Origin of the sequence: Sphingomonas mali NBRC 15500, from assembly GCF_001598415.1 — a bacterium.
Lineage (GTDB): Bacteria > Pseudomonadota > Alphaproteobacteria > Sphingomonadales > Sphingomonadaceae > Sphingomonas > Sphingomonas mali.
Genome location: NZ_BCYX01000001.1, coordinates 365,737 through 386,678, shown reverse-complemented (window position 1 = coordinate 386,678; position 20,942 = coordinate 365,737). Strand labels below are relative to the sequence as shown.

Annotated in this window: 21 protein-coding genes; 9 read left to right on the top strand and 12 right to left on the bottom strand. The window is 66.3% G+C overall.

The window, feature by feature from the left end:
* Positions 1 to 57 precede the first annotated feature (57 nt).
* Positions 58 to 1,185 carry a GNAT family N-acetyltransferase gene (locus tag SMA01S_RS01750; RefSeq protein ID WP_066816594.1) on the top strand — a complete coding sequence of 376 codons (1,128 nt, stop codon included), beginning with the start codon at positions 58 to 60 and terminating at the stop codon, positions 1,183 to 1,185.
* On the opposite strand, the gene SMA01S_RS01745 is transcribed toward SMA01S_RS01750, so the two are convergent.
* The 4 genes from SMA01S_RS01745 to SMA01S_RS24395 form a co-directional block, all read right to left on the bottom strand.
* Entirely contained in the window at positions 1,182 to 2,228 is a 1,047-nt protein-coding gene (locus SMA01S_RS01745; protein ID WP_084249970.1) for a ParB/RepB/Spo0J family partition protein, read from the bottom strand. The genes SMA01S_RS01750 and SMA01S_RS01745 overlap by 4 nt on opposite strands.
* Positions 2,229 to 2,401: 173 nt before the next feature.
* Complete coding sequence (locus SMA01S_RS01740; protein WP_218016795.1) at positions 2,402 to 3,379, bottom strand: lysylphosphatidylglycerol synthase transmembrane domain-containing protein; 978 nt, start codon at positions 3,377 to 3,379, stop codon at positions 2,402 to 2,404.
* Between the two features lie 49 nt (positions 3,380 to 3,428).
* Positions 3,429 to 4,106, bottom strand: coding sequence for an NAD(P)H-dependent oxidoreductase (locus tag SMA01S_RS01735; RefSeq protein WP_066816590.1), 678 nt, complete (start codon positions 4,104 to 4,106; stop codon positions 3,429 to 3,431).
* A gap of 16 nt (positions 4,107 to 4,122) precedes the next feature.
* The gene (locus tag SMA01S_RS24395; protein WP_157093736.1) at positions 4,123 to 4,263 is read right to left on the bottom strand and encodes a hypothetical protein; all 141 of its coding nucleotides are present in this window, start codon (positions 4,261 to 4,263) and stop codon (positions 4,123 to 4,125) included.
* 161 nt (positions 4,264 to 4,424) lie between these two features.
* On the opposite strand from SMA01S_RS24395, the gene ppsA reads away from it, so the two are divergent.
* The 3 genes from ppsA to SMA01S_RS24390 are packed head-to-tail and all read left to right on the top strand — an operon-like array spanning position 4,425 to position 7,965.
* On the top strand, positions 4,425 to 6,851 hold the full coding sequence (ppsA, locus tag SMA01S_RS01730; protein ID WP_066816589.1) for a phosphoenolpyruvate synthase: 2,427 nt from the start codon (positions 4,425 to 4,427) through the stop codon (positions 6,849 to 6,851).
* Positions 6,848 to 7,804 (top strand): 1-phosphofructokinase family hexose kinase, encoded by a 957-nt coding sequence (locus tag SMA01S_RS01725; RefSeq protein ID WP_066816587.1) that lies wholly within the window; start codon positions 6,848 to 6,850, stop codon positions 7,802 to 7,804. Before ppsA ends, SMA01S_RS01725 begins: the two co-directional genes overlap by 4 nt.
* Positions 7,801 to 7,965 (top strand): hypothetical protein, encoded by a 165-nt coding sequence (locus SMA01S_RS24390; protein ID WP_157093735.1) that lies wholly within the window; start codon positions 7,801 to 7,803, stop codon positions 7,963 to 7,965. The genes SMA01S_RS01725 and SMA01S_RS24390 overlap by 4 nt, the downstream gene beginning before the upstream one ends.
* Before the next feature lie 97 nt (positions 7,966 to 8,062).
* Here SMA01S_RS24390 and SMA01S_RS01720 read toward each other — a convergent pair whose 3' ends face one another.
* The gene (locus tag SMA01S_RS01720; RefSeq protein WP_169804159.1) at positions 8,063 to 9,616 is read right to left on the bottom strand and encodes a bifunctional aminoglycoside phosphotransferase/ATP-binding protein; all 1,554 of its coding nucleotides are present in this window, start codon (positions 9,614 to 9,616) and stop codon (positions 8,063 to 8,065) included.
* Positions 9,617 to 9,805: 189 nt separating this feature from the next.
* Here SMA01S_RS01720 and SMA01S_RS01715 point away from each other — a divergent pair, with 189 nt between their 5' ends.
* Both SMA01S_RS01715 and SMA01S_RS01710 read left to right on the top strand, forming a co-directional pair.
* On the top strand, positions 9,806 to 10,273 hold the full coding sequence (locus SMA01S_RS01715) for an NUDIX hydrolase (protein ID WP_066816585.1): 468 nt from the start codon (positions 9,806 to 9,808) through the stop codon (positions 10,271 to 10,273).
* Between the two features lie 214 nt (positions 10,274 to 10,487).
* Positions 10,488 to 11,144 carry a BON domain-containing protein gene (locus tag SMA01S_RS01710; protein ID WP_066816583.1) on the top strand — a complete coding sequence of 219 codons (657 nt, stop codon included), beginning with the start codon at positions 10,488 to 10,490 and terminating at the stop codon, positions 11,142 to 11,144.
* Positions 11,145 to 11,229: 85 nt separating this feature from the next.
* On the opposite strand, the gene mgtA is transcribed toward SMA01S_RS01710, so the two are convergent.
* From mgtA to SMA01S_RS01685, 5 genes are all read right to left on the bottom strand, one after another.
* Positions 11,230 to 13,785, bottom strand: coding sequence for a magnesium-translocating P-type ATPase (gene mgtA, locus SMA01S_RS01705; protein ID WP_157093733.1), 2,556 nt, complete (start codon positions 13,783 to 13,785; stop codon positions 11,230 to 11,232).
* A complete protein-coding gene (locus tag SMA01S_RS01700) occupies positions 13,782 to 14,603 on the bottom strand; it encodes a universal stress protein (RefSeq protein ID WP_066816578.1) in 822 nt (273 codons plus the stop codon). Before SMA01S_RS01700 ends, mgtA begins: the two co-directional genes overlap by 4 nt.
* A gap of 131 nt (positions 14,604 to 14,734) precedes the next feature.
* Positions 14,735 to 15,628 (bottom strand): universal stress protein, encoded by an 894-nt coding sequence (locus tag SMA01S_RS01695; protein ID WP_066816575.1) that lies wholly within the window; start codon positions 15,626 to 15,628, stop codon positions 14,735 to 14,737.
* A gap of 146 nt (positions 15,629 to 15,774) precedes the next feature.
* Positions 15,775 to 16,260, bottom strand: coding sequence for an Hsp20/alpha crystallin family protein (locus SMA01S_RS01690; protein ID WP_245649107.1), 486 nt, complete (start codon positions 16,258 to 16,260; stop codon positions 15,775 to 15,777).
* A gap of 24 nt (positions 16,261 to 16,284) precedes the next feature.
* A complete protein-coding gene (locus tag SMA01S_RS01685) occupies positions 16,285 to 16,503 on the bottom strand; it encodes a hypothetical protein (protein WP_066816569.1) in 219 nt (72 codons plus the stop codon).
* Positions 16,504 to 16,677: 174 nt separating this feature from the next.
* Here SMA01S_RS01685 and SMA01S_RS01680 point away from each other — a divergent pair, with 174 nt between their 5' ends.
* Genes SMA01S_RS01680 through SMA01S_RS01670 form a run of 3 tightly spaced genes read left to right on the top strand, consistent with a single transcriptional unit; the run spans position 16,678 to position 19,615 of the window.
* Complete coding sequence (locus SMA01S_RS01680; RefSeq protein WP_066816859.1) at positions 16,678 to 17,694, top strand: efflux RND transporter periplasmic adaptor subunit; 1,017 nt, start codon at positions 16,678 to 16,680, stop codon at positions 17,692 to 17,694.
* A complete protein-coding gene (locus SMA01S_RS01675; RefSeq protein ID WP_066816567.1) occupies positions 17,691 to 18,938 on the top strand; it encodes an ABC transporter permease in 1,248 nt (415 codons plus the stop codon). Before SMA01S_RS01680 ends, SMA01S_RS01675 begins: the two co-directional genes overlap by 4 nt.
* Positions 18,935 to 19,615: an ABC transporter ATP-binding protein gene (locus SMA01S_RS01670; RefSeq protein ID WP_066816565.1), complete on the top strand. Its 681-nt coding sequence runs from the start codon at positions 18,935 to 18,937 to the stop codon at positions 19,613 to 19,615. Before SMA01S_RS01675 ends, SMA01S_RS01670 begins: the two co-directional genes overlap by 4 nt.
* 9 nt (positions 19,616 to 19,624) lie before the next feature.
* Here the strand turns inward: SMA01S_RS01670 and SMA01S_RS01665 are convergent, their stop codons facing one another.
* Positions 19,625 to 20,287, bottom strand: a complete 663-nt coding sequence (locus SMA01S_RS01665; protein WP_218016794.1) for a phosphoribosyltransferase — start codon at positions 20,285 to 20,287, stop codon at positions 19,625 to 19,627.
* Complete coding sequence (locus tag SMA01S_RS01660; RefSeq protein WP_245649106.1) at positions 20,268 to 20,942, bottom strand: dienelactone hydrolase family protein; 675 nt, start codon at positions 20,940 to 20,942, stop codon at positions 20,268 to 20,270. Before SMA01S_RS01660 ends, SMA01S_RS01665 begins: the two co-directional genes overlap by 20 nt.

Here is a 20,942-nt window from a genome sequence, read left to right as displayed (position 1 = left end):
CCAGAGTTTCCCCCACCAAAACGGCTTGGTAACGGCTCGTCGGTATAGCCGGCGATCATGACCAAGCCGATGCTGCTCAGCGAGTTCACACGCCTGCCCCCCGTGATGCGCGCCACCGCGTTCGACGGCCTGTCGGCGTTGATCGATGCGGTCGCGGAGCAAGCAGACGAGGGACACCGATTCCTCCGCTATCAATGGTTCGCCGCAGCGATCGCCGCTTATGGCGGTCGCGCGCGGACCTTGATCGTCGAACGCGACGGCTATCCGGTCATCGCCCTGCCGCTCGCCGGGTTCGGGCCGGAAGCGGCAAGACTCGCGGCGATTCCCGGCTGCTACTGGCCGTTTCGCGGCTTCCCCGCTTGCGTGGATGCCTCGGACGGCGCGTTCGACGTGCTGGTCGATCGGCTGGGGCAAGAGGTCAACGGGCTGCGCATCGGCCCGTCCTATGATGGCGACCCCGCGGTGAGCGGGCTGATCGCGGCGGCCAAACGGCGGCATTGGCTCGTGCTGGACCGCTTCGTGGCGGATTCCTATCTGCTCGATATGATTGCTGCACAAAGCCAGGGGGCTTGGCCGCGTGCGTCGACACTCAAGAAGAACCGCTTTCACGAAAAGCATCTGGCGGATCACGGTGCGCTCGACTGGCGTTTCCTGAGCGGCGCCGATCTTGCTGCAGGCGGGTTCGAGCAGCTTGCAGCGATCGAACAAAAGAGCTGGATCGCCGCGCGCACCGATGGCAGCGACGCCAAGTTCACCAAGCGTGGCCATGGCGCGTTCTGGCGCCAGGCTGCAGCCGATCCGGTGATCGCCGAGATGATGTCGGCCGCATTGTTGACGGTCGATGAGGTTCCGGCCGCCTTTTCGTTCGATCTCAATTTGGGGACGCTCAAATACGCCATCGCCAACAGTTATGATCCGACCTTTGCCAAACATTCGCCGGGTCGGCTGCTCTATTATCGCAATCTTGTTCGGGCGCTCCAGCAGGGCATGACCAAGGTCGATTGGGGCGCGGGCGATAGCGGTTACAAGAGCACGATCGGCGCAGAGCCGGGACCGGCGATCCGCGATTGGCTATTGCTGCGGCCCGGTGCGCCATCGATGCTCGGCCGCGTGCTCCAGGGGATATGGCGACGGAGCGGGCAGGTACCCGACCGGGCGTCAACGCCGACCGGCAGTAACGACTAATCGGTTTCTTCGTCCCGCGACGAAAGACCCAGCGAGAATCCCTTGGCCTCCGCAGCGTCGAGCGCGGCGCGGACTGCGTCGGCGATCGCCTTGCGCGTCACGCCGGAGCCGGCGTGCAGCTTCAGCGTCAATGTATTCTTGTTGGCGTTCGCGCTCATCGCCAGCCGGCCGGTGGGGCCGCGTAGTTCGGCGGATTGTTCCGACGCGGGGCTCGACGCGTCGTTCAACTGCCGCAGCACTTCCGCCGCGGGATAGGGCGCTAGGCCGTCGGCGCGGCGGGCCATTTGCGCGCGGGCGATCTGGATGGCGGTCGCCATGATGACCGGTCCCGCGGGCCCGTCGAGCTTCTGCGCCAGCGTATAGGCCGGCTTGAGATGGAGATCGCCCGGCGACCCGAACGCCGCTAGCAGTTGATCGGGCAACGCCGAAACCCGGATCATCTTGGACAGCCAGGATTTGGACAGCGCCAGCCGCTCGGCCATTCGCGTCAGATGGCCATCATAATGATCGTGCAGCGCGGCCGCGTAATTGCGCGCGCGTTCGATGTCGGACACGTCCTTGCGCGCGCGATTTTCCAGGTCGGCGAGGCGGAAGGCGGCCTCGTCGTCGAGGATTTCGACCTGGATCAGGAAACGCAGCGACGGCATGCTGGTCGCGCGCAGATGCGATACCGCGTAATGCCGCCGGGTCCCGGCGATCACTTCATATTCGTAGAGCGCGTCGTCGAACACCGGACGCACGACTGCGGCAACTTTCTGCATCCCCTCGGTCGCGATCGACTGGATCAGGTCGCGGCAATTGTCGGGGCTGAGATCCTCGTAAATGCGCGCATTGCCCGGCCAGATGCGCACGCGCGCCGGATCGACCAGGAATTGCATCGCTTCATAGGCCCATTCGTCGCGGCGGCGTGGTTGCGGCGCAGGCTCGTCCGTCACGGTTTCCGCAACGGACGGCGCTGTCGGTGCCTGCGGTGCCGCCTCCGCCTCCGCGCGCGCGCGGTTGAACAGGCTGGCAAAGCTGGGCTTGTCGCGACGCTCGGTCATTGCGCGCCACGATAGTCCGGGTTTGGCGCCGCCGCCAGCGTTCTGGTCGGCCAGCGATGGTCAGACCCGCAAATAGCGGAAATACTGGATGTGCGACTTCCCCTCTCACTGGGCTGCCAGTGATCGTGGATGTCGGCGGCGCGCCTCTGATGCGCAGGCGCGGGGAAATTTGGTCACTTCATTCTGGCGGGCCGGGCTTTCAACATGCCACGCATCAGGATCATGCCTGGTGCCAGCGGCAGCCAGAGTGTCAGAAGCCGCAACAGCATGGTCGCCGCGAATGCGGCCTCGAACGGAACGCCGAGCAGTCGCAGCGTGGTCGTCGACGTGGCTTCGAAACTGCCGAGACCCAATGGAATCGGCCCGATGGTGACGACGATCGAGGCCATCATGACGGCGATGAACGCCGTCTCGAACGAGCTATCCTGGCCAAGCGCATGCAGGCAGGCGAACAGCGTACCCGCGTCGGCGAGGAAGATGAGCGCATTGCAGGCGGTCACGCGCGCGAGCAATCGGCGATCGCGCAACAACTTGCCGGGCGCCTGGCTCACGGTTTCCAGCAGCGATTGAACCAGGGCGATCTTCTCGATTCGTGACGGAAGCGGCCGGCTCCCCCTGTGGCGGAGCCAAAGCGCCAGGCCGGGAATGGCGATCGCGACGGCCAGGAACAAGGTGACGATCCCGGCCATCAACGGAGTCGCGCGGTCGTTCAGCCATAACAGCAGGAGCATCGTGACCGCGAACAACGCATAGGCGGCATAGAAGCCGATCATCGACAGCAGCAGTGCGGCCACGGCGGTGCCGCGCGACACCCCTAATTGGCGAAGCTGGTCGACCAGCACGACATTGCCGCCCATGCCCGCGCTGGGCAGCACCTGGTCGGCAAAGAGCTTGGTCACGGCGACGCGCATGAGGCGAGCCAGCGGCTTGGGAGTCCCCGCGCGATCGAGGACCGCGGACCAGCCGCCGGCCACGCCGGCATAAGTCGACAGCTGGAAGATGGCCGCCAGGCCCAGCCATCCCGGTTCGGCTTGCTTCAGCAATGCGGCGAAATGCTCGACATCACCCCAGTGAAGAACCGCCCCGAACAACGCGGCAACCAAGGCCAGTCCGAAGAACCAGCTTCGCCAGCCGGCGACAGGATGACGCATCTGGTGTGAGTTGGCTTGCCTGGGCATCGGTCCTGATCAATCCGAACGATCAGGCCAGTGCCCGTTCTCCGCACAACAAGCGCATCTGACGGGCATGGCGCTCGCTCAACACCGTAGCGCAGATCGTTCTGGCCCGCTCGTGCAACATCTCGAGATTCTCGTGGATATATTGCTCGGGACTATTGGACACGATCGCGTCGAAATGCAGGTGGTCGTCGCCCTTGAGCGAAAAGATTTCGCCGAGATAGATTTCGAACGCCTGGCGAAGCGACCGCCAGTGGCCCTTTTCCTCGAGCCAGGGACGCGTCGATCCGGAGGAGCTGAAGATCGCGAGCCGCTTGCCGTGGAGGAAATGATGCGGGCTTCCCTCCTTGAGCTCGCTCGCCAGTACGCCGGCGCCGAGCACGCGGTCGAGATAGCCCTTGATGATTGCCGGCGGCATGCCGAACCACAGAGGATAGATCAGCGTGATCACCGCACAGTCGCGGATCAGGTCGAGCTCTTGCCGGACGTCGGGCGACGGAGCGAAACCCGGCAAGCCCGGGCGCTCGTCGGCCTTGAGCAGCGGATCGAAGCCCATCGCATAGAGGTCGCGCAGGATCGCCGTCTGGCCGCATTCTTCGACCGTGTGGCAATATGCCTCCGCGACCGAGCGGTTGAAGCTCTGCTCCGCTGGATGGCCCAGTACCACCAAGTGCCTGATGTCCTTGGGGTCGACATGGTCCATCGCCCATTCCTCCCTTTCAGGCCGTGGCGTGCGTCACCAGCGCCGCCGCGAGTTCGGCCAGGGCGATGCAGCCCAGAACCGATCCGCCCAGCGCGGCGCGCGTATGGCGTCGGGCAAGCGAAGCGAGACGATGGCTCGTGACAGTCAGCGCGGTCATGGCCGAATCCCTTTCAGATCGAATACGGGCCTATCTCTGAGCCGACCGACCGACCGGCAGTATCCGGTACTATACGGATGCCGGGCGGGCGGCCGACGCCGGCCGGAGGTCCGTAGCTTTCCTTATGTCTCCGATGAAAATCCGGCCGCACAATTCATCGCATGGATCAGCAACTGGACACTCGCCCGCCGACGGAAACGCACAGTCGGGTCGTCTGGCTGAGCGCGACAGGTCGCGATGACGTAGCGCTCGTCGGCGGCAAGAATGCTTCGCTGGGCGAGATGATCGCCGGTCTCGCCAGCAAGGGGATCAGCGTCCCGGACGGTTTCGCGACGACGACCGCCGTCTATCGCGAACTGGTAGAGACCGCGCATCTCCAGGCCAGGCTCGACGACGCCCTTGCCTCCTATCGATCCGGAGCGACAGATCTCGCCGCGGTCGGCACGACCATCCGTTCGCTGTTCCTGGAAGCGGAGCTTCCCGACACGATCGAGCAGGCGATCGTCGAGGCCTATCGCGAGCTTGGACGACGGCATGATATCGTCGACCCGGCCGTGGCCGTGCGGTCGAGCGCCACGAGCGAGGATCTGGCGGATGCGAGCTTCGCCGGGCAGCAGGAAACCTTCCTGAATGTTCGTGGCGAACGCGCGCTGCTCGATGCCTGCCGTGGGTGCTTCGCCTCGCTCTATACCGATCGCGCGATCGCCTATCGCAAGGCGAAAGGATTGGGCGACAAGGACCTGGCGCTGTCGATCGGCGTCCAGTTGATGATCCGCTCCGACCTGGCGGGCTCCGGCGTCATCTTCACGCTCGACCCCGAAACGGGCTTTCCGGACGTCGTGTCGATCAGCGCGTCCTGGGGCCTGGGCGAGACCGTCGTCCAGGGGCTTGTCGACCCGGACACCTACACGGTGTTCAAGCCGCTTGCATCGGATGAGCGCGTCCGTCCGATCGTCGAAAAGGCGCGCGGATCCAAGCTGCAGAAGATGGTCCTGGCGGCCGATCCGGCGTTCGGGACGACGATCGTTTCGACCAGCGATCGCGAGCGTTCGACCTATATGCTGGACGATGACGAGGTGCTCCAGCTGGCGCGATGGGCGGTGGTGATCGAGGAGCATTACGGCCGGCCCATGGACATTGAATGGGCGAAGGACGGCGGTTCCGGTCAGCTCTTCATCGTCCAGGCACGACCAGAGACGGTGCATGCCAATCGGCAAGGCAGCGCCTTGCGTTCATGGACACTCGCAAAGCAGGGATCGATACTGGCCCAGGGCGCGGCGGCCGGGGAGGGGATCGCCGCCGGAAATGCCTGCGTCATCGCTCGTCCGGAGGATATCGGGCAGTTCCGCGACGGCACGATCCTGGTCACCACCGCCACCGACCCCGACTGGGTGCCGCTCATGCGGCGAGCGGCCGGTATCGTCACCGACCATGGCGGGGCGACCAGCCACGCCGCGATCGTCAGCCGCGAACTCGGTATTCCGGCGATCGTCGGTACCGGCCAGGCGACGTCGCTGATCGCCGATGGCGCCGCGATCACGCTTTCCTGTGCCGAGGGAGCGATCGGCAAAGTCTATGCCGGAATCCTGCCGTTCACTCACGAGGATATCGCGGTCGAAAAGCTGCCCGCGACGCGGACCGAGCTGATGCTCAACATGGCCGATCCCGCACAGGCGTTCCGCTGGTGGCGCCTGCCGAGCAAGGGGGTCGGCCTCGCCCGGCTGGAATTCATCATCACCAGCTTGATCCGGGCGCATCCGATGGCGCTCGCGCATCCCGAGCAGGTGAGCGATGCGGCCGTTCGGGAACAGCTCGCCGACCTCGCTCGCGGCTATCCGGACGGCGCGGCGTTCTTCGTCGATACGCTTGCGCGCGGCATGTCGCGTATCGCGGCGGCGCACCATCCGCATCCGGTCATCGTCAGGCTGAGCGATTTCAAGTCGAACGAATATCGCCACCTGCTCGGCGGCGAGGATTTCGAACCGGTCGAAGAAAATCCGATGATCGGGTTTCGCGGCGCATCGCGTTACTATCATCCGCGATACCGCGACGGTTTCGCGCTCGAATGCCAGGCGATCCGCCGCACACGCGAGGAGTTCGGATTCGACAATATCGTCGTGATGATCCCGTTCTGCCGAACGCCCGCCGAAGCCGACCGCGTGCTGACGGAGATGTCGCGCCACGGGGTGCAGCGCGGCGCCGCCGGCTTGCGGGTGTTCATGATGTGCGAAATACCGGCTAATGTCGTGCTGGCGGAGGAGTTCGCCGCCCGCTTCGACGGCTTTTCGATCGGGTCCAACGACCTCACCCAATTGGTGCTCGGCATCGATCGCGATTCCGAATTGCTGCGTGAATCGTTCGACGAGCGCAACCCTGCGGTCACCCGGCTGATCGGCGACTTCATCCGGCGCGCGCACGCCTGCGGCAGCAAGGTCGGCTTGTGCGGAGAGGCCCCCGGCACCTATCCGGAATTCGCGGCGTTTCTCGTCGAGCAGGGGATCGACTCGATCTCGCTGAGCCCCGAGCGCTTCGTCGGCGCTCTCGAGAGCGTGGCCGCAGCTGAAGCGACGCGGGAGGCATCGCGATGACCGACGTCGTCACGCTGACGCTGGGACCGGCGCTCGATTGCACCACGGCGACCGATCGCGTTCGACCGACGCGGAAGCTCCGCTGCGATGCGCCGCGTTACGACGCCGGCGGGGGAGGGATCAACGTCGCGCGCCTGCTGCACGCGCTCGGCACCGACGCGGTCGCGCTGTTTCCAGCGGGCGGGTGGACTGGGAAGGCGTTCGAAGATCTCGTCCGGTCGAGCGGCACGCGCTTTCGCGTGGTGCCGACCTCGAGTGCCACGCGTCAGAGTTTCTGCGTGAACGATCGCGGCACCGGCCTGCAATATCGCTTCGTCCTGCCGGGAGCGGCGCTTCAAGCCGCCGAACAGCAAGCCTGTCTCGACGCGTTGACGGCGGAAGCGGTCGGCGCTCGTTTCGTCGTCCTGTCGGGAAGCCTGCCGCCGGGCGTGCCGCCGACCATCATCGCTGACGTTGCCGATCGGACGCGAGCGGCGGGTGCGCGGCTGATCGTCGACACATCGGGTGAGGCACTGCGGAGCGCGCTCGAAACCGATGCGTATCTGGTCAAGCCCGATCTCGAGGAACTCGAAGACCTTGTCGGACAGGCGCTCGCGACCGATGCTGATCAGGAGCAAGCCGCACGGCAGCTTTTGGCATCGAGCGGCATAGCGATCCTCCTGGTGTCGCTGGCCGAGCGCGGCGCGCTGATCGTTACGCGCGAGGAAACCGTGCGATTGCCGGCCTTTGCAGTGACTCCCGCAGGGGGCAGCGGCACCGGCGATTCGATGGTGGCGGGACTGACCCACGGCCTGATCGATGGGCTCGACATACGCCAAGCCGTTCGTCTCGGCATGGCGGCGGGGGCCGCGGCGCTGATGACGCCCGGGACAGCCTTGGCCGAGCCCGCGTTGATCCACCGTCTCTATGCTGGCCGCGAAAGAGCGGGCCGGCCGCGGGCGGCCGTCGCATGATCTCCGATGCACGCCGCCGTGCGCGGATCCGATCGCGCGTCGGAGGGCTGCTGATCCTCGTCGTGATCCTGGCGGCCGGATCGGCCGCGCTCTGGGCGCTGATCTCGATCCTGCGCGACCTATGGGTGTTCGTGATCGCTATCGCGCAGCCACGGGCTTAGCGGGCACCGCTGGCGGCGGATCGGTCGACCGCGATATCGTTGAGAATGCGCACCGTGCCGACAGCGCGCGGAAGGCCGTCCGTTTGAATGGCGCTCGTCACATGGGTGACCGCTTCGCGCCCGGAGAGATTTCAGGCATTGCGTCATTGCCCGGCCAGGGCAGCCGCAACTGGTCGCGTGCCGCGGTGACGACTGTGGGCAGATCGCGGTCCGCCGGCACCCTGATCCACCCCCGCAGCGAGCCTATGCCGATCGCCGATTGCTCCCGGGCCACCTCGACATTCGCGTCGGACACGTCGTTGCGCCGCCGCGCGACCCTTGCCACGCGGACTTGCACCGGCGCATCGAGCCACAATCCTTGCCAATCGACGCCGGTCGTCGAAACGAGGCGGGCGATGGCCTCGCGCTCAGCTTCGCCGGCGAAGACCGCGTCGATAATGACCGAATGTCCCGCACGGATCAGCCGCTCCGCTTCCAGTTCCAGGCGGGCATAAACGGTCGCGCTGAAGCTTTGCGAATAATAGCTGGGGTCCAGCCGTCGATCGAGGGCCGCGCCGGCAAGGTGCTTGCGCCAAACATCGCTGCGCAGGATCCGGGCGCCGGGGGGCGGGAGGAAATCGCCGGCGATCCGGCGTGCTACCGCGCTCTTGCCTGTCCCCGACAGCCCGCCGATCGTCACCAGCCGCGGCGGCGTGTCGGCCACCAGCGTTTCGGCGAGCGCCAGGAAGGCGTGCGCCTCGTTTCCTGCGTTATTCTCCCCGGTCCGGGCGAGCGTGCTGGCCGCGACGTGCGCGCGGATCGTCGCTCTCACCGACATCATCAGAGGCAACAGGGCGCTGGCGTCGTCTTCGGGGGCCAGGTCGAAATAGCGGTTGTATAGATAGTTGGCATCATCGCGCAGGCCGCAATGCCAAAGGTCCATGAGCAGGAAGGCGAGATCATACAGCACATCAGCGGTGGCCAGATCGGTATCGAATTCCAGACAGTCGAACATTGTCGGTATTCCGTCGATCAGCGCGATGTTCGCCAGATGGAGATCGCCATGAACGTGGCGGACCTTGCCCGCACGGCTCCGTCGGTCGAGCACATCGCGGTGGCGCATGAGCAGGGCGCGCTGTGCCGTCAGCAGTCGATCGATCCGCGCCGCGCCGAACAATTGCTCGTGGGGCGCCAGGCTTTGCGCATTGCCCGCGACAATGTCGCTCAAACGACGAAATCCGCCGGACGAGTCGCGGGCCACCTCAGCGCCGCGATGAAAGTCGACGATGCGGTCGGCGAGCCTGGCGCACAAATCTTCACCGAGCGCGCTAGCCCTGGCCTGATCGGCCAGCAGCGCGCCGTCGGGAAAACGCCGCATCTCCAGGATCCAGTCGACTACCGGCCCTCCGCCGTCGAGCTCGAAACGGGGAGCGGCGCGGGTAATCGCATGAACAGCGAGATAAAGATCGGGCGCGGTGCGGCGGTTGTATCGCAGTTCGGCGTCCAACGCCTTCCGGCGCAAGGCGGCGGTCGAAAAATCGAGATAGGGATAGCGGACGGCGCGCTTGATCTTCCAGGCGCGGTTGGCGGTCAGGAAGATCGTCGCCGCATGCGTATCGACGCGGCGGGCGATCGGCTCGCCGAACAGGCTGCCGTCGGCCAGTGCGGCCATCAGCGCCCCCTGGTCCGTCTCGGGCACATGCTTTGGTTCGTCGGGCGTTGGGGCCGTCACGCGTTTGGTTTCCCTTCGAGACGCCATTCGCGATATGAAGGCGTTTCGCTCGGTACCCGTCGCGATAGGTCGGTGCGCCCTGTCGGGCGATACGGAATGATACCGATCCGGGAGAGGTAGCCTGCGATCATGCCAATCAGTGCGGGCATCCTGTTGTTTCGGCGCCGCGCCGGCGTGGAGGTGCTCCTCGTCCATCCCGGCGGTCCGTTCTGGCGGCGCCGCGATAAAGGGGCGTGGCAGATCCCCAAGGGGCTGATCGAGCCAGGCGAAGGGGCAGAGGCGGCGGCCCGGCGCGAGGTTGGCGAGGAACTGGGCATTGATGTCGTCGAGCCGCTGACTCCCTTGGGAGTGTTGCGGCAGGCTGGCGGGAAAATGGTCGAGGCCTTCGCGCTGGAACGCGATGTCGATCCCGCGACCGTGCAGAGCAACATGGTCGAGATCGAATGGCCGAGGGGCAGCGGGCGCCTCGTCAGCTTTCCGGAAATCGATGCGGCGCGCTGGATGACCGTGGCCGACGCGCGCCAGGCGATGCTCGCCAGCCAGCAGGTGCTGCTCGACAGGCTGGACGACCTTGCCGGAGGGCCGGTCGGCACCTGACCGGTCGACCTGGCCACCCGGACGTGGGACCGCAATCGCGTCCTACGGATACTTACGCATTTCTCGCCTGGAGATGGGTGACCAATAGGAATGCGCAGCGTCGCGCGGCCGTGACGCACGGCCGGCCACTTGTCGGGTCTGATGGACGACTCCTTGCCCGCAAACCGTCCGCTCGGGTGCTCGCGATGCTGCAAGCATGAAAGGAGTGAACGACATGAAAAAGACCGACAGCCAATTGCAGCACGACGTCATGGCCGAACTCGAATGGGAGCCGAGCGTCGATCACGCCGATATCGGCGTCTCGGTGATCGACGGCGTCGTCACGCTCTCCGGTTTCGTGAAGAGCTATCCTGAAAAGCTCGCCGCCGAAAAAGCGGCCAAACGCGTCGTTGGGGTCAACGCGATCGCCGAAGAGATCAAGGTCCGCCTTCCGTCCGAACCGAAATCGGCGGACCATGAAATCGCCAAGCGGATCATCGATCTGTTTTCCTGGAACGTCATGATTCCCGATGAGGGGATCAAGGTGAAGGTCGAGCATGGCTGGGTCACGCTGACCGGCACGGTCGATTGGTTCTATCAATCGGAGGAGGCGCGCAGGGCAGCCGGCCGCGTGTCCGGCGTGCTCGGTGTCAATAACATGATCGAGGTCAAGCGGTTGCCGGCGGCGGCCAACATCAAGGAGCGCATCCTTGCCGCCTTCAAGCGTCAGGCCAATCTTGACGCGGCGACGGTCACCGTCGCCACCGAAGGGAGCAAGGTGAAGCTCGGCGGCCGCGTCAAGGCGTGGAACGAGCGCGGGATAGCCGAACGCGCGGCTTGGGCGGCGCCCGGCGTGACCGCGGTCGAGGACAATATCGTCGTCGTCTCTTGATCGACGCCGGCGCAATCCGGACGAGGCCAAGCGCGTCGTCCGGATCCGCCGTTCCGACCGAGCGAACGGCCGGCGCGGCTTCCCATCAAAATCGGCCCTTCCAAACCGGGAGTCGCGCGCGGGCGTTCTCCTTGGGGGCAGCCAGCGCGAACCGCTTAAGCGCCTCGGCAGCGAGTAGATAGGCGACGACCAGCGCCGCTATCGTCGCCAGCGACGTGGCCGCAAGGCGACCAAAACCAAGAAGATCCGCGAGAGGCGAGAAGGGTAAGCTGACCGCAAGGAACAGCCCGCCGAACGCGCTCGCCAGCAGCGCGCGATGCGGAGCGGAGCGCCAGACGGGGAGCGGAGTCCGGATGATGAAGACGACCAAGATCTGGGTCGCGATCGATTCGATGAACCAGGCGGCGCGAAAGCTGGCGACATCGAGGCCCTGCCAGCCGAGCAGGAGCCCGAACGTCGCGATATCGAACACCGACGATAGCGGCCCCATGATCAGACTGAACCGGACCAGCCTGCGCATATTCCAGCCGTGCGGCTTTTTCAGATCGACGGCGCTCGAGCGATCGAACGGAATGCCGATCTGCGACAGGTCGTAGATCAGGTTGTTGAGCAGCAGCTGGACGGCGGTGAGCGGCAGGAACGGGAGCGCCAGCGACGCAAGCGCCATGGTCAGCATGTTGCCGAAGTTCGAGCTCGTTCCCATGCGGATATAGTTCATGATGTTGGCGTAGGTCCGGCGCCCTTCCTCGACCCCGTCGGCCACTGCGTTGAGGTCGGCGGCGAGCAGGATCATGTCGGCCGCCTCCCGCGCCACATCGGTAGCACCATCGACCGATAGCCCGACATCGGCGGCGCGAATGGCGGGCGCGTCGTTGATCCCGTCGCCCAGGAAGCCGACCGTGTGACCGCGCGCTTGCAAGGCCCGCACGACCCTGAGCTTCTGGTCGGGGGTCAGTCGCGCGAAAAGGTCGACCTGTTCGACCCGGGCCGCCAGGGCACCATCGTCCAGTGCGGCGACCTCGTCCCCGGTCAGGATTTTGTCGGATGGCACCCCCAGGGCATGGACGACGTGGGCGACGACGTTGGCGGTATCGCCCGACAAGACCTTGATCCCGACACCCAGTGCCTCGAGCCTCGCGATCGCGCCCGCGGCGCTCGCCTTGGGCGGATCGGCGAAGATGCAATAGCCGGCGAAGACGAGACCGGCGTCGTCGTCCGTGTCAATGCGCTGGCGGCCCTCGGCCTCCTTCCAGGCGACCGCGAGCAGACGATAACCGGCTGCGCTGCGTTCCTCGTGGAGTGCGCGGGCTCGTTTCCGCAGGTCGTCGTTGAAGGGCGCCAGGCTGCCGTCGGGCATTTCCGCACGGTCGCACAGCGACCAGATGGTTTCCGGCGCGCCCTTGACGATCTCCATGCGATGGCCGTCATGCTCGGCGAGCACCGAGACTCGCCGGCGCTCGAAATCGAACGGCCGCTCGTCGAGCTTGGACCAGTGCTCGATCGACAATTCCGCGCCATGGTCGATCAGGGCGACGTCGAGCGGGCTCTTGAGGCCGGTCTCGAATGTCGCGTTGATCGCGGCGAGTTCGACGACGCGCTGATTGTCGCTGCCGCCCAGATCCGGATGCGCCACCAACTCGATCCGCGCTTCGGTCAGCGTACCGGTCTTGTCGGTGCACAGGATGTCCATTTCCCCCAGGTCATGGATCGCGGCCAGGCGTTTCACGATCACGCGATCGGCCGCCATGCGTTGCGCGCCCCGCGCAAGCGCGATCGTGACGATCATTGGCAGGAGTTCGGGCGTCAGCCCGACCGCCAGCGCCATGGCGAACAGAAACGATTGCAGCGGTGGGCGGCCGAGCGCGAGATGGGTGACGAGCACGAACAGCGTCAGGAACAGCGTCAGGCGGACGATCAGGATGCCCAGCCGGTGAATTCCGCGTTCGAAGGCGCTGGGTGGTTGCCGATCCGCGAGCGAGCCGGCGATCTTGCCCAGTTGGGTGTGCCGGCCGGTCGTCACCACCAGCATCGTCGCCGTGCCGCCGATCATCGAGCTGCCGTGGAGCAACCGGTTGGAATCGTCGTCGAGTAGGTCTTCAAGCCGGTCGGGCGCGCATTTTGCGGCAGGATAGGGTTCGCCCGTCAGGACGGCCTGGTTCACTTGCGCGGCATTCGCCGCGAGGACGATGCCATCGGCCGGGACCAGGTCGCCCGCCTGCAAGGACACGACATCTCCGGGGACGAGATCGCGCACCGCGATCTTCGTCTGCTTGCCCCGCCAGGCACAGGCGGTGAGCGCGATCGATCGCCGCAACGCTGCCACCGATGCCTGGGCATGCCGCTCCTGCAGCAGTTCGAGCGCCGTCGAGACGGCCACGATCGCCGTTATGATGACGAAGCTGGCGAGGTCGCCGGTGGCGCCTGCGATGATCGACGCGACGATCAGCATCGCCACCAGCGGATTCGCCAGCCGCCGCACGATGTCGAACAGCAGCGGGCGCCGACCTTCCCCCGCGATCTCGTTGGGGCCGTAGACGGTCAGCCGGCGACGTGCCTCCGCGTCGGAAAGCCCGGCGTCGCTGCTGCCCAGCGATGCCAGCAGGTCGGCCGCACTGCGTCGTTCGCAGGGCTCCGCGATCAATGCGACAGCAGCAACGGGTAGGGGGAATGAGTCAGCAATTCGCGCGTCACGCCCCCGAACAGCGCCTCGCGCAGCCGCGAATGACCGTATCCGCCGACAACCACCAGACCGGCGCCGTGGCGACCAGCTTCGTCGATCAGCGTGCGGCCGATCCCGGACGGGAGCGGGGCGACGCGTTCGACGCGCGCGTGAATGCCGTGGCGCGACAGATAGCGCGCGGCTTCCTCCGCCGAATTGTCGTCATCGCCATCACCCTTGTCGTCGTCATCGGCGACTTCGACCAGAAAGACGCGCTCGGCGATCCTCAGCAAGGGAATGGCAGCGCGAAGCGCCCGGGTAGCCGACTCGGATCCGTTCCAGGCGACGACCGCGCAATCACCGTCATATCGCTCGACGTGCTGGGGGACCGCGAGGACGGGTTTCTCCGAGGTCACGATCACCTCGCTCGCGACACCGAGCATGTTGGTATACGGATAGTCTTCCAGCTGCTTGTTGACGATGATCAGGTCGGCGAACTGGCTGGCGCTCCGCAGGCATGGTGCCAGCTCGCCGGTAGCCTCGCGCCAGTCCCAGGAAATGTCCTCGTGCGCCAGGCGCGCTTCGGTACGGGTTCGGTTCGCCGTCTCGCGATCGATTTCGTCCGCGAGCAGGGTATTGGCGATCGAGGTGCCCACCGAGTCGTCGACGATCGCCGGCGGCGGAACGATGACGTCGAGACACGTCAGATGCCCATTGAAACGCCGGGTGAGATCGATCGCGACCTGCAGACGAGCTTCCTGTCCTTCGTCGTCATGCGCGAGCAGCAGCAAGTTTTTCATGACAGCCTCCGCGGTGGGTCGACCCGGCGTAAGCCGCGCCGGAGCGCGGCACTATTGGTGGTATTACGGAGGGCCGGACGCGTTTTTTTGGTCTGCGCTGAGCGTCGGAGCGGCGGCAGGGATGATCCCGGCTAGCCCCGACGGAGGAGATGCCTGGCGGCCGCGAGTGCCTTGGTCTTGAGCCCCGCGTCGCCGATCATCGCCGGTTCCTCGAGATGGTTGTTCTCTCGCGTCTCGAGGTTGGTGACGAGCAGGTCGAAGGGCATGATCTCGAGGAGGTCGGCGACGTGGCTGTGCCCGAATATGCCTTCCAGACCGTGCGGCTTGCGTGTCGCCGCCACGATCAGATCCGGGTGCAGCGCCGACCATTCCTCGATCAGGACCGAGGCGAGATCACCATTACGTACGACCGGCGTAATCGTCGCGGCGGCGTCGCAACGTCCTTCGAGCGCGGTTGCGATCACCCGTTCGAGTTCGGCCATCGCCTCTGCCGTTTTCTCTCGGGAGCTATGCTTCGGGCAGGCATGGACCGCGAAAAGGCTGTCGGCCGATTTCATCCGCAATGCGAGGTCCAGCACGCGCCGCGCATCGTCGCCGGTATCGAGCAAGGCGAGCAGACGCCGATATGGCGCGTGAGAGTCGCCTTGCGCCGCCAGCACGGGAATCGACGTGCGGCGGGCGACGTCGACGATCAGGTCGAAGGGCCGGTCATCTACCTGATTGGGGTCGATTTCGTTACGCATGACGATGATGTCGGCGCGCAACTCGCCGGCGCGTGCCGCTATCGTCCGGGCGCTCCTTGGTATCGGCGCGCTGATCGTTATCGATGCGATGCTGGGGAAGCGCGCGCGCGCCTCTGCCAGCATTGCCGCGCCGTCCGCGGCCGGGCTGGCCGAGTGCTTGTACCGGCTGGCCAGTCGAAGGACATGCAGCTCGGCACAGTTCGTGGCGGCGAGTTCGCATCCGCGGCCGAATGCGGTGTCGTGGGTCATCGCCAGATCGCTCGCGACCACAATCCGATGCACGGTAAGCCTCCTATGGGGCAATCCTGCGGCGACCCGGAATTCGGCGCCATGCGTAAGGATACTTACGACGATAGCCGCTGCCGGTGCGCCACGCGGCGACCGGCAGCGGCTATCGACCTTTCGCGAGCCGCCGATAAAAAGCCGGCTTAGCCCTTGATCTCGATCTTCCGCTTTTGCGGCGCCGCCTTCTTGTCCTTGTCGATCGTCACGGTCAGCAGACCATGTTCGAACGTCGCGCTGATCGCGTCGGGATCGGCGTCCTGAGGCAGCGTGACCACGCGGCTGAACGCGCCATAGTGGCGCTCGCTGATCAGGCATCCGCCCTCGTTGGTTTGCTTGTCCTCGCTCTTCTCGCCCGCGACCGTCAGCACGCCATCGGCGAGCTCGACCGTTACGTCGTTGTCGGTCATGCCAGGCAATTCGGCGGTCAGACGATAAGCGGTGCCGGTGTCGCTGAGCTCCAGCGCGGGCACCGGCGCTGCGCGCGCGCCGAAATTGAAAATGCTGCGCGCAGGTTGCCCGAAATCGTCGAACAGTCGATCGATCTCGGTGCGCAGCCAGTTCATGGGCGCCGTGTCGAGCAGGGGCGCGGCGGCGGCTTGGCGGGCGGGGGTCTTGGCAATGTCGTTCATGAGGGGTCTCCGGTTGCGATATGCTCAGGCGAAGAGGTCCTGTTCCCCGGCGCATTCGATCAGGGCGGGCACGTCAAACCGATGGGCGAGGTGCCGGCGCGCCAGATAGGGCGCGATCGGCACTGCCCAGGCATTCCACCAGGCGGTCCACCATTCGACCGGTAGCATCCACAGGTCGTGGCAGCTGAGCCACAATTCTTCGGCGGCACCGGACAGCGATGTCTCCGATGTGGCAGGTGCCATCGGTCCTTCTCCCTTTGTCGAGCATGATCGGGATAGGACGCGCCAGGCCCCCGGGCCTATCGGGGATGATACGTAGCCGTCCTCCGGTTCGCGCTGCGGCGACCGCGCGAAACAGAGATGAATGCGGAGAATCCCTTAAAGCCTTGGCGAACGGCGGGTCTTAGCGTCGACGGGGTGAAACCGCCCCGTACCTCGTTGATCCTGCTGGCGATCCTTGGCCTCGGGGCCGCGGCCTATGGCTGGTTTCGCTCGGTGCCGCGCGGAGTCGAGGTTGTCGCGGCGCGCCTCGGCCCCGCGGTCGAGCTGGTCTATGCCACCGGCTATGTCGAGCCGCGGCGACCGGTCAGCGTGGTCGCACGGACCACTGCGCCCGTCCGCGACGTGCTGGTGGAGGAGGGCGACAGCGTCCGCCGCGGCCAGCCGCTCCTGCTGCTGGACGATCGCGAGCAGCGCATGTTGCTGGACCAGGCCGCGGCCGTGCGAGTGCGCGCGACGCTGGATGAACGGCGCGCGCTCACGCTTTATGGCCAGGGATGGGTTGCCCGTGCGGCACGCGACGAAGCGGTGGCGACCGCCACCGGGGCTCGGGCCGGCGAAGCGGCGGCGCGGGCACGGCTCGACCAGATGGTGGTGCGCGCGGGCATCGACGGTGTGGTGCTGAAGCGCGACGTCCAACCTGGCGACCTCGCTACGCCGAGCAGGGCGCTGCTGCAGATCGGCAATGTCCGGGATCTTTGGGTAACGGCGACGGTCGACGAACGCGACGTGCCGCAATTGCGGGTCGGGCAGCAGGCATTGCTGAAAAGCGACGCCTGGCCCGGCAGGGTCATCCCCGCCCGGCTGGTCGAACTGACGCCCGGCGGCGACCCGACCCAGCGCGCGTTCCGCGTGCGGATCGTCCCCGACGATCGTTCCGGCCTGCCGATCGGCCTCAGTCTCGAAGTGAACATCGTGGTCCAGCAGAAGGCGAACGCCGTGCTGGTGCCCAATAATGCCGTCAGCGACGGTGCGGTCTGGAAGATCGTCGACGGGCGCGCCGTGCGCCAGCCGGTTCGGGTCGGCATTGCCGGCAGCGAACTGACCGAAGTGAGCACCGGCCTGAAGCCGGGGGAAATGGTCATTCTCAACCCGACCGCCGACCTCGCCCCCGGCGTTCGGGTCAAGCCGGCCGGCCCGGCCAAGGCACGATGAGCGGGCGCCTCGGCCTGCTGGCGGGGCTGGCGGCCAAGCAAGTCGCGATGCGGCGCCGGCAGACATTGGTCGCGGTCAGCGGCGTCGCGGTCGGCGTCGGCTTCTTCCTCGCCGTTTCCGCGATGATGATCGGCAGCCAGGCGGACTTTATCCGTACGCTGATCGATGCCGCGCCGCACATCATCATCTCGGACGAATTGCGCAGTCCGCCGCCACAGCCGGGTGCGGTGGCCTATACCGGCGGGGCGATCGCCATCCGCCATCAGAAGGCGCGAACCGAGGCCCGCGGGCTCAAGGACTGGCAGGAGATATTGCGCGCGGTGGACGAGGTTCCCGGCGCGATCGGGTCGCCCAGCCTGACGGGTGGGCTGACGCTCAGGCTGGGCGGACGCGAGGAAGCGATCGCGCTGATCGGCGTCGAGCCCGATATCGAGAGCAAGGTGAGCACGGTTGAGGATAATTTGCGCGTGGGGCGGCTGCGCGACCTCCAGACGGTGCCCGGCGGTCTGATCGTGGGCGAGGACCTGGCGCAGCGGATGGGGTTGCAGGTCGGCGACGTCGTCGGTGCGACGACGGCCGGCGGCGCGCGGACGCTGCGGATCGTCGGGCTGTTCAAGAAGGGAAGGGGGCAGCTCAGCTCCGCATCGGGCTATGTCCTGCTGCGCGAGGCGCAATCGGTGCTCGGGCGCCCCTTCGTCGTCAACCGCATCGGCGTGAAACTCGTCGACCCCTATCAGTCGCAGGAGGTCGCCGGCCGGCTCGAAAAGCGTTTCGGGTACAAGGCGGAAAGCTGGCAGGAGCGCTCGGCCGATTTCCTGTCGCTGCTCGTGACGCGCAACGTCATCATGTATTCGGTCGTCTCGGCGATCCTGCTGGTCGCGAGTTTCGGCATCTACACGGTCGTCTCGACCAGCGTCGCCGACAAGGTTCGCGACATCGCGATCCTGCGGTCGATCGGCTTTTCGGAAGGCGACCTCCAGCTTGTCTTCGTCATCGAGGGCGTGGCGCTTGCCTTGATCGGCGTCGTGCTCGGCTGGATGCTTGGATACGGATTGATGGCCATTTTGGGCAGCCTGCGCTTTCCGATCGCCGGGGAGGATCAGACGCTGCCGCTCGATCGCTCCGCCCGGCAATATGCCGTCGCGGCGGCGGCGTCGTTGCTCTCGGCCGTCGTGGCCGCCTGGTTGCCCGCGCGCAAGGCGTCGCGGGTAGACCCGGTCGATATCCTGCGCAGCGCGGCATGACCGCCGTCGTCGAAGCGCGGGGCCTGGGCCGGACGCTGGCGCTCGAGCCGCCGGTGCTGCTGGTCGCCGACGCGAGCTTTTCGATCATGGCCGGCAGCTTCACGTCGATCATCGGACCGTCGGGGTGCGGAAAATCGTCGCTGCTCTACCTGCTCGGCCTGCTCGATCGCCCGACCCAAGGGCAATTGCTGGTCGACGGGCAGGACGTGACCGGCTTGGGCGGCGACGCCCGCGCGCGCATTCGGCTGGAGCGGTTCGGTTTCGTCTTCCAATTCCATTTCCTGCTGCCCGAACTGACCGCGCTCGAAAACGTGATGCTGCCGATGCGGCGGCTCGGCCGGCTGGGAAATGCCGCGGTCCGCGAGCGTGCGATGTCGCTGCTCGGTGATCTTGCGCTGGGTGAAAAGGTCGATCGCCTGCCCGGCCAGCTTTCGGGCGGTGAACGCCAGCGCGTCGCGATCGCCCGTGCGCTCGCCAACGATCCCGCCGTTATCCTGGCCGACGAACCCACCGGCAGCCTCGACAGCGTCAATTCGGAACGGGTGCTGGCAACGCTGCACCAGCTCGCCCGTGAGCAGGCGCGAGCCGTCATCTGCGTCACGCATGACAGTTCGATCGCTGCCAGTGCCGACACTTGCATCCGGATGCTCGACGGACGCGTGGTGGCGATGGGCTAGGGTCCGTCGTTATTGGGGCAGGAGGGCCTTTCGCGCCTCTCGCAGCAAGCTGACCACTTCCTCATCGGCGGTCTGGTCGAAGACCTCGTAATGAGCGCCGACCGCGAAGAACGGCTCGGGCGTGGCGAGACAGACGATCTGGTCGCATTCGCCCTCGAGCATCTTCAGAGCCTCGGCAGGGGCCAACGGCACCGCCAGGATCAGGCGTGCCGGTTGCGCCGCCCGGACGCCCTCGATCGCCGCGCGGATGGTACCGCCCGTCGCAATGCCGTCATCGACGATGATGACCGTGCGACCCACGATCGGGATGGGCGTATCGTCGCCCAGATAGGCGTGTCGGCGCCGCTCGATCTCCTCGAGCTGGCGATGCACCTCCGCGCGCACATAATCGGGGCTGGGGCGCACCTGTTCGATGACGGCGTCGTTGAGAACCAGGCGCCCCGCCGCGCCGTCGACGACCGCGCCGATGCCGACTTCCGGATAGCCCGGTGCCCCCAGCTTGCGCACCATCAGCAGATCGAGCTCGGCATTCAGCGCACGGGCGATCTCGAACGCCACCGGCACGCCGCCGCGGGGCAAAGCGAGGATCAGCGGGTGGCTGGACTTGAGATGAGCGAGCGCCGTCGCGAGCCGGCGGCCGGCCTCGCGGCGATCATGGAATTCGGGAGCCATGGGAAGCATCCTCATTGTCAAAATGGCGCAGGAACCAGCGCGTGGCGTAGCCGACGACCACATCCAGCGCGCCGGGCTCCTCGAACAGATGGTGCGCGCCGGGAACGATCACGAGCTCGCGCGGACAATGCAGATGACGCATCGCCGCTTCGTTGAGTTCGATCACCGGTACGTCGCGCCCCCCCACGACCAGCAGGGTCGGCGCCCGGACACGAGCCAGAGCGGGAGCACCGGCGAGATCGGGCCTGCCGCCGCGCGACACGACGGCGCGCAGGCGCGGACCGGCCGTGGACGCCGCAAGCAGTGCCGCCCCCGCGCCGGTGCTCGCACCGAAGAAGCCCAACGGCAGGTCGCGCGTCGTCCGGATGCTCTCCGCCCAGGTCGCTGCCGCCGACAAGCGCGATGCGAGCAATGGTATGTCGAAGACATTCCGGCGATCGGTTTCCTCTTCCGGGGTCAGCAGATCGAGGAGCAATGTCGCCAACCCGGCGCGGCGCAGGCGCTCGGCGACATACATGTTGCGCGGACTGAACCGGCCGCTGCCGCTGCCATGCGCGAAGATGACGAGGCCGCGCGCATCGGCCGGAACCCCGAGCGACCCGGCGAGGCCCTCTGGCTCAACGACGATATCGGCGGGCGGATCGATGGTGGTCAC

Bases quoted from the DNA above. Each gene is read 5' to 3' on its own strand.
- SMA01S_RS01700 (WP_066816578.1), bottom strand. From the start codon at position 14,603: ATGAAAAACTTGCTGCTGCTCGCGCATGACGACGAAGGACAGGAAGCT.
- SMA01S_RS01745 (WP_084249970.1), bottom strand. From the start codon at position 2,228: ATGACCGAGCGTCGCGACAAGCCCAGCTTTGCCAGCCTGTTCAACCGC.
- ppsA (WP_066816589.1), top strand. From the start codon at position 4,425: ATGGATCAGCAACTGGACACTCGCCCGCCGACGGAAACGCACAGTCGG.
- SMA01S_RS01715 (WP_066816585.1), top strand. From the start codon at position 9,806: ATGCCAATCAGTGCGGGCATCCTGTTGTTTCGGCGCCGCGCCGGCGTG.
- SMA01S_RS01720 (WP_169804159.1), bottom strand. From the start codon at position 9,616: ATGGCCGCACTGGCCGACGGCAGCCTGTTCGGCGAGCCGATCGCCCGC.
- SMA01S_RS01735 (WP_066816590.1), bottom strand. From the start codon at position 4,106: ATGGACCATGTCGACCCCAAGGACATCAGGCACTTGGTGGTACTGGGC.
- SMA01S_RS01675 (WP_066816567.1), top strand. From the start codon at position 17,691: ATGAGCGGGCGCCTCGGCCTGCTGGCGGGGCTGGCGGCCAAGCAAGTC.
- SMA01S_RS01665 (WP_218016794.1), bottom strand. From the start codon at position 20,287: ATGGCTCCCGAATTCCATGATCGCCGCGAGGCCGGCCGCCGGCTCGCG.
- SMA01S_RS01690 (WP_245649107.1), bottom strand. From the start codon at position 16,260: ATGAACGACATTGCCAAGACCCCCGCCCGCCAAGCCGCCGCCGCGCCC.
- SMA01S_RS24395 (WP_157093736.1), bottom strand. From the start codon at position 4,263: ATGACCGCGCTGACTGTCACGAGCCATCGTCTCGCTTCGCTTGCCCGA.
- SMA01S_RS01740 (WP_218016795.1), bottom strand. From the start codon at position 3,379: ATGCGTCATCCTGTCGCCGGCTGGCGAAGCTGGTTCTTCGGACTGGCC.
- SMA01S_RS01750 (WP_066816594.1), top strand. From the start codon at position 58: ATGACCAAGCCGATGCTGCTCAGCGAGTTCACACGCCTGCCCCCCGTG.
- SMA01S_RS01725 (WP_066816587.1), top strand. From the start codon at position 6,848: ATGACCGACGTCGTCACGCTGACGCTGGGACCGGCGCTCGATTGCACC.
- SMA01S_RS01710 (WP_066816583.1), top strand. From the start codon at position 10,488: ATGAAAAAGACCGACAGCCAATTGCAGCACGACGTCATGGCCGAACTC.
- SMA01S_RS24390 (WP_157093735.1), top strand. From the start codon at position 7,801: ATGATCTCCGATGCACGCCGCCGTGCGCGGATCCGATCGCGCGTCGGA.
- SMA01S_RS01670 (WP_066816565.1), top strand. From the start codon at position 18,935: ATGACCGCCGTCGTCGAAGCGCGGGGCCTGGGCCGGACGCTGGCGCTC.
- SMA01S_RS01685 (WP_066816569.1), bottom strand. From the start codon at position 16,503: ATGGCACCTGCCACATCGGAGACATCGCTGTCCGGTGCCGCCGAAGAA.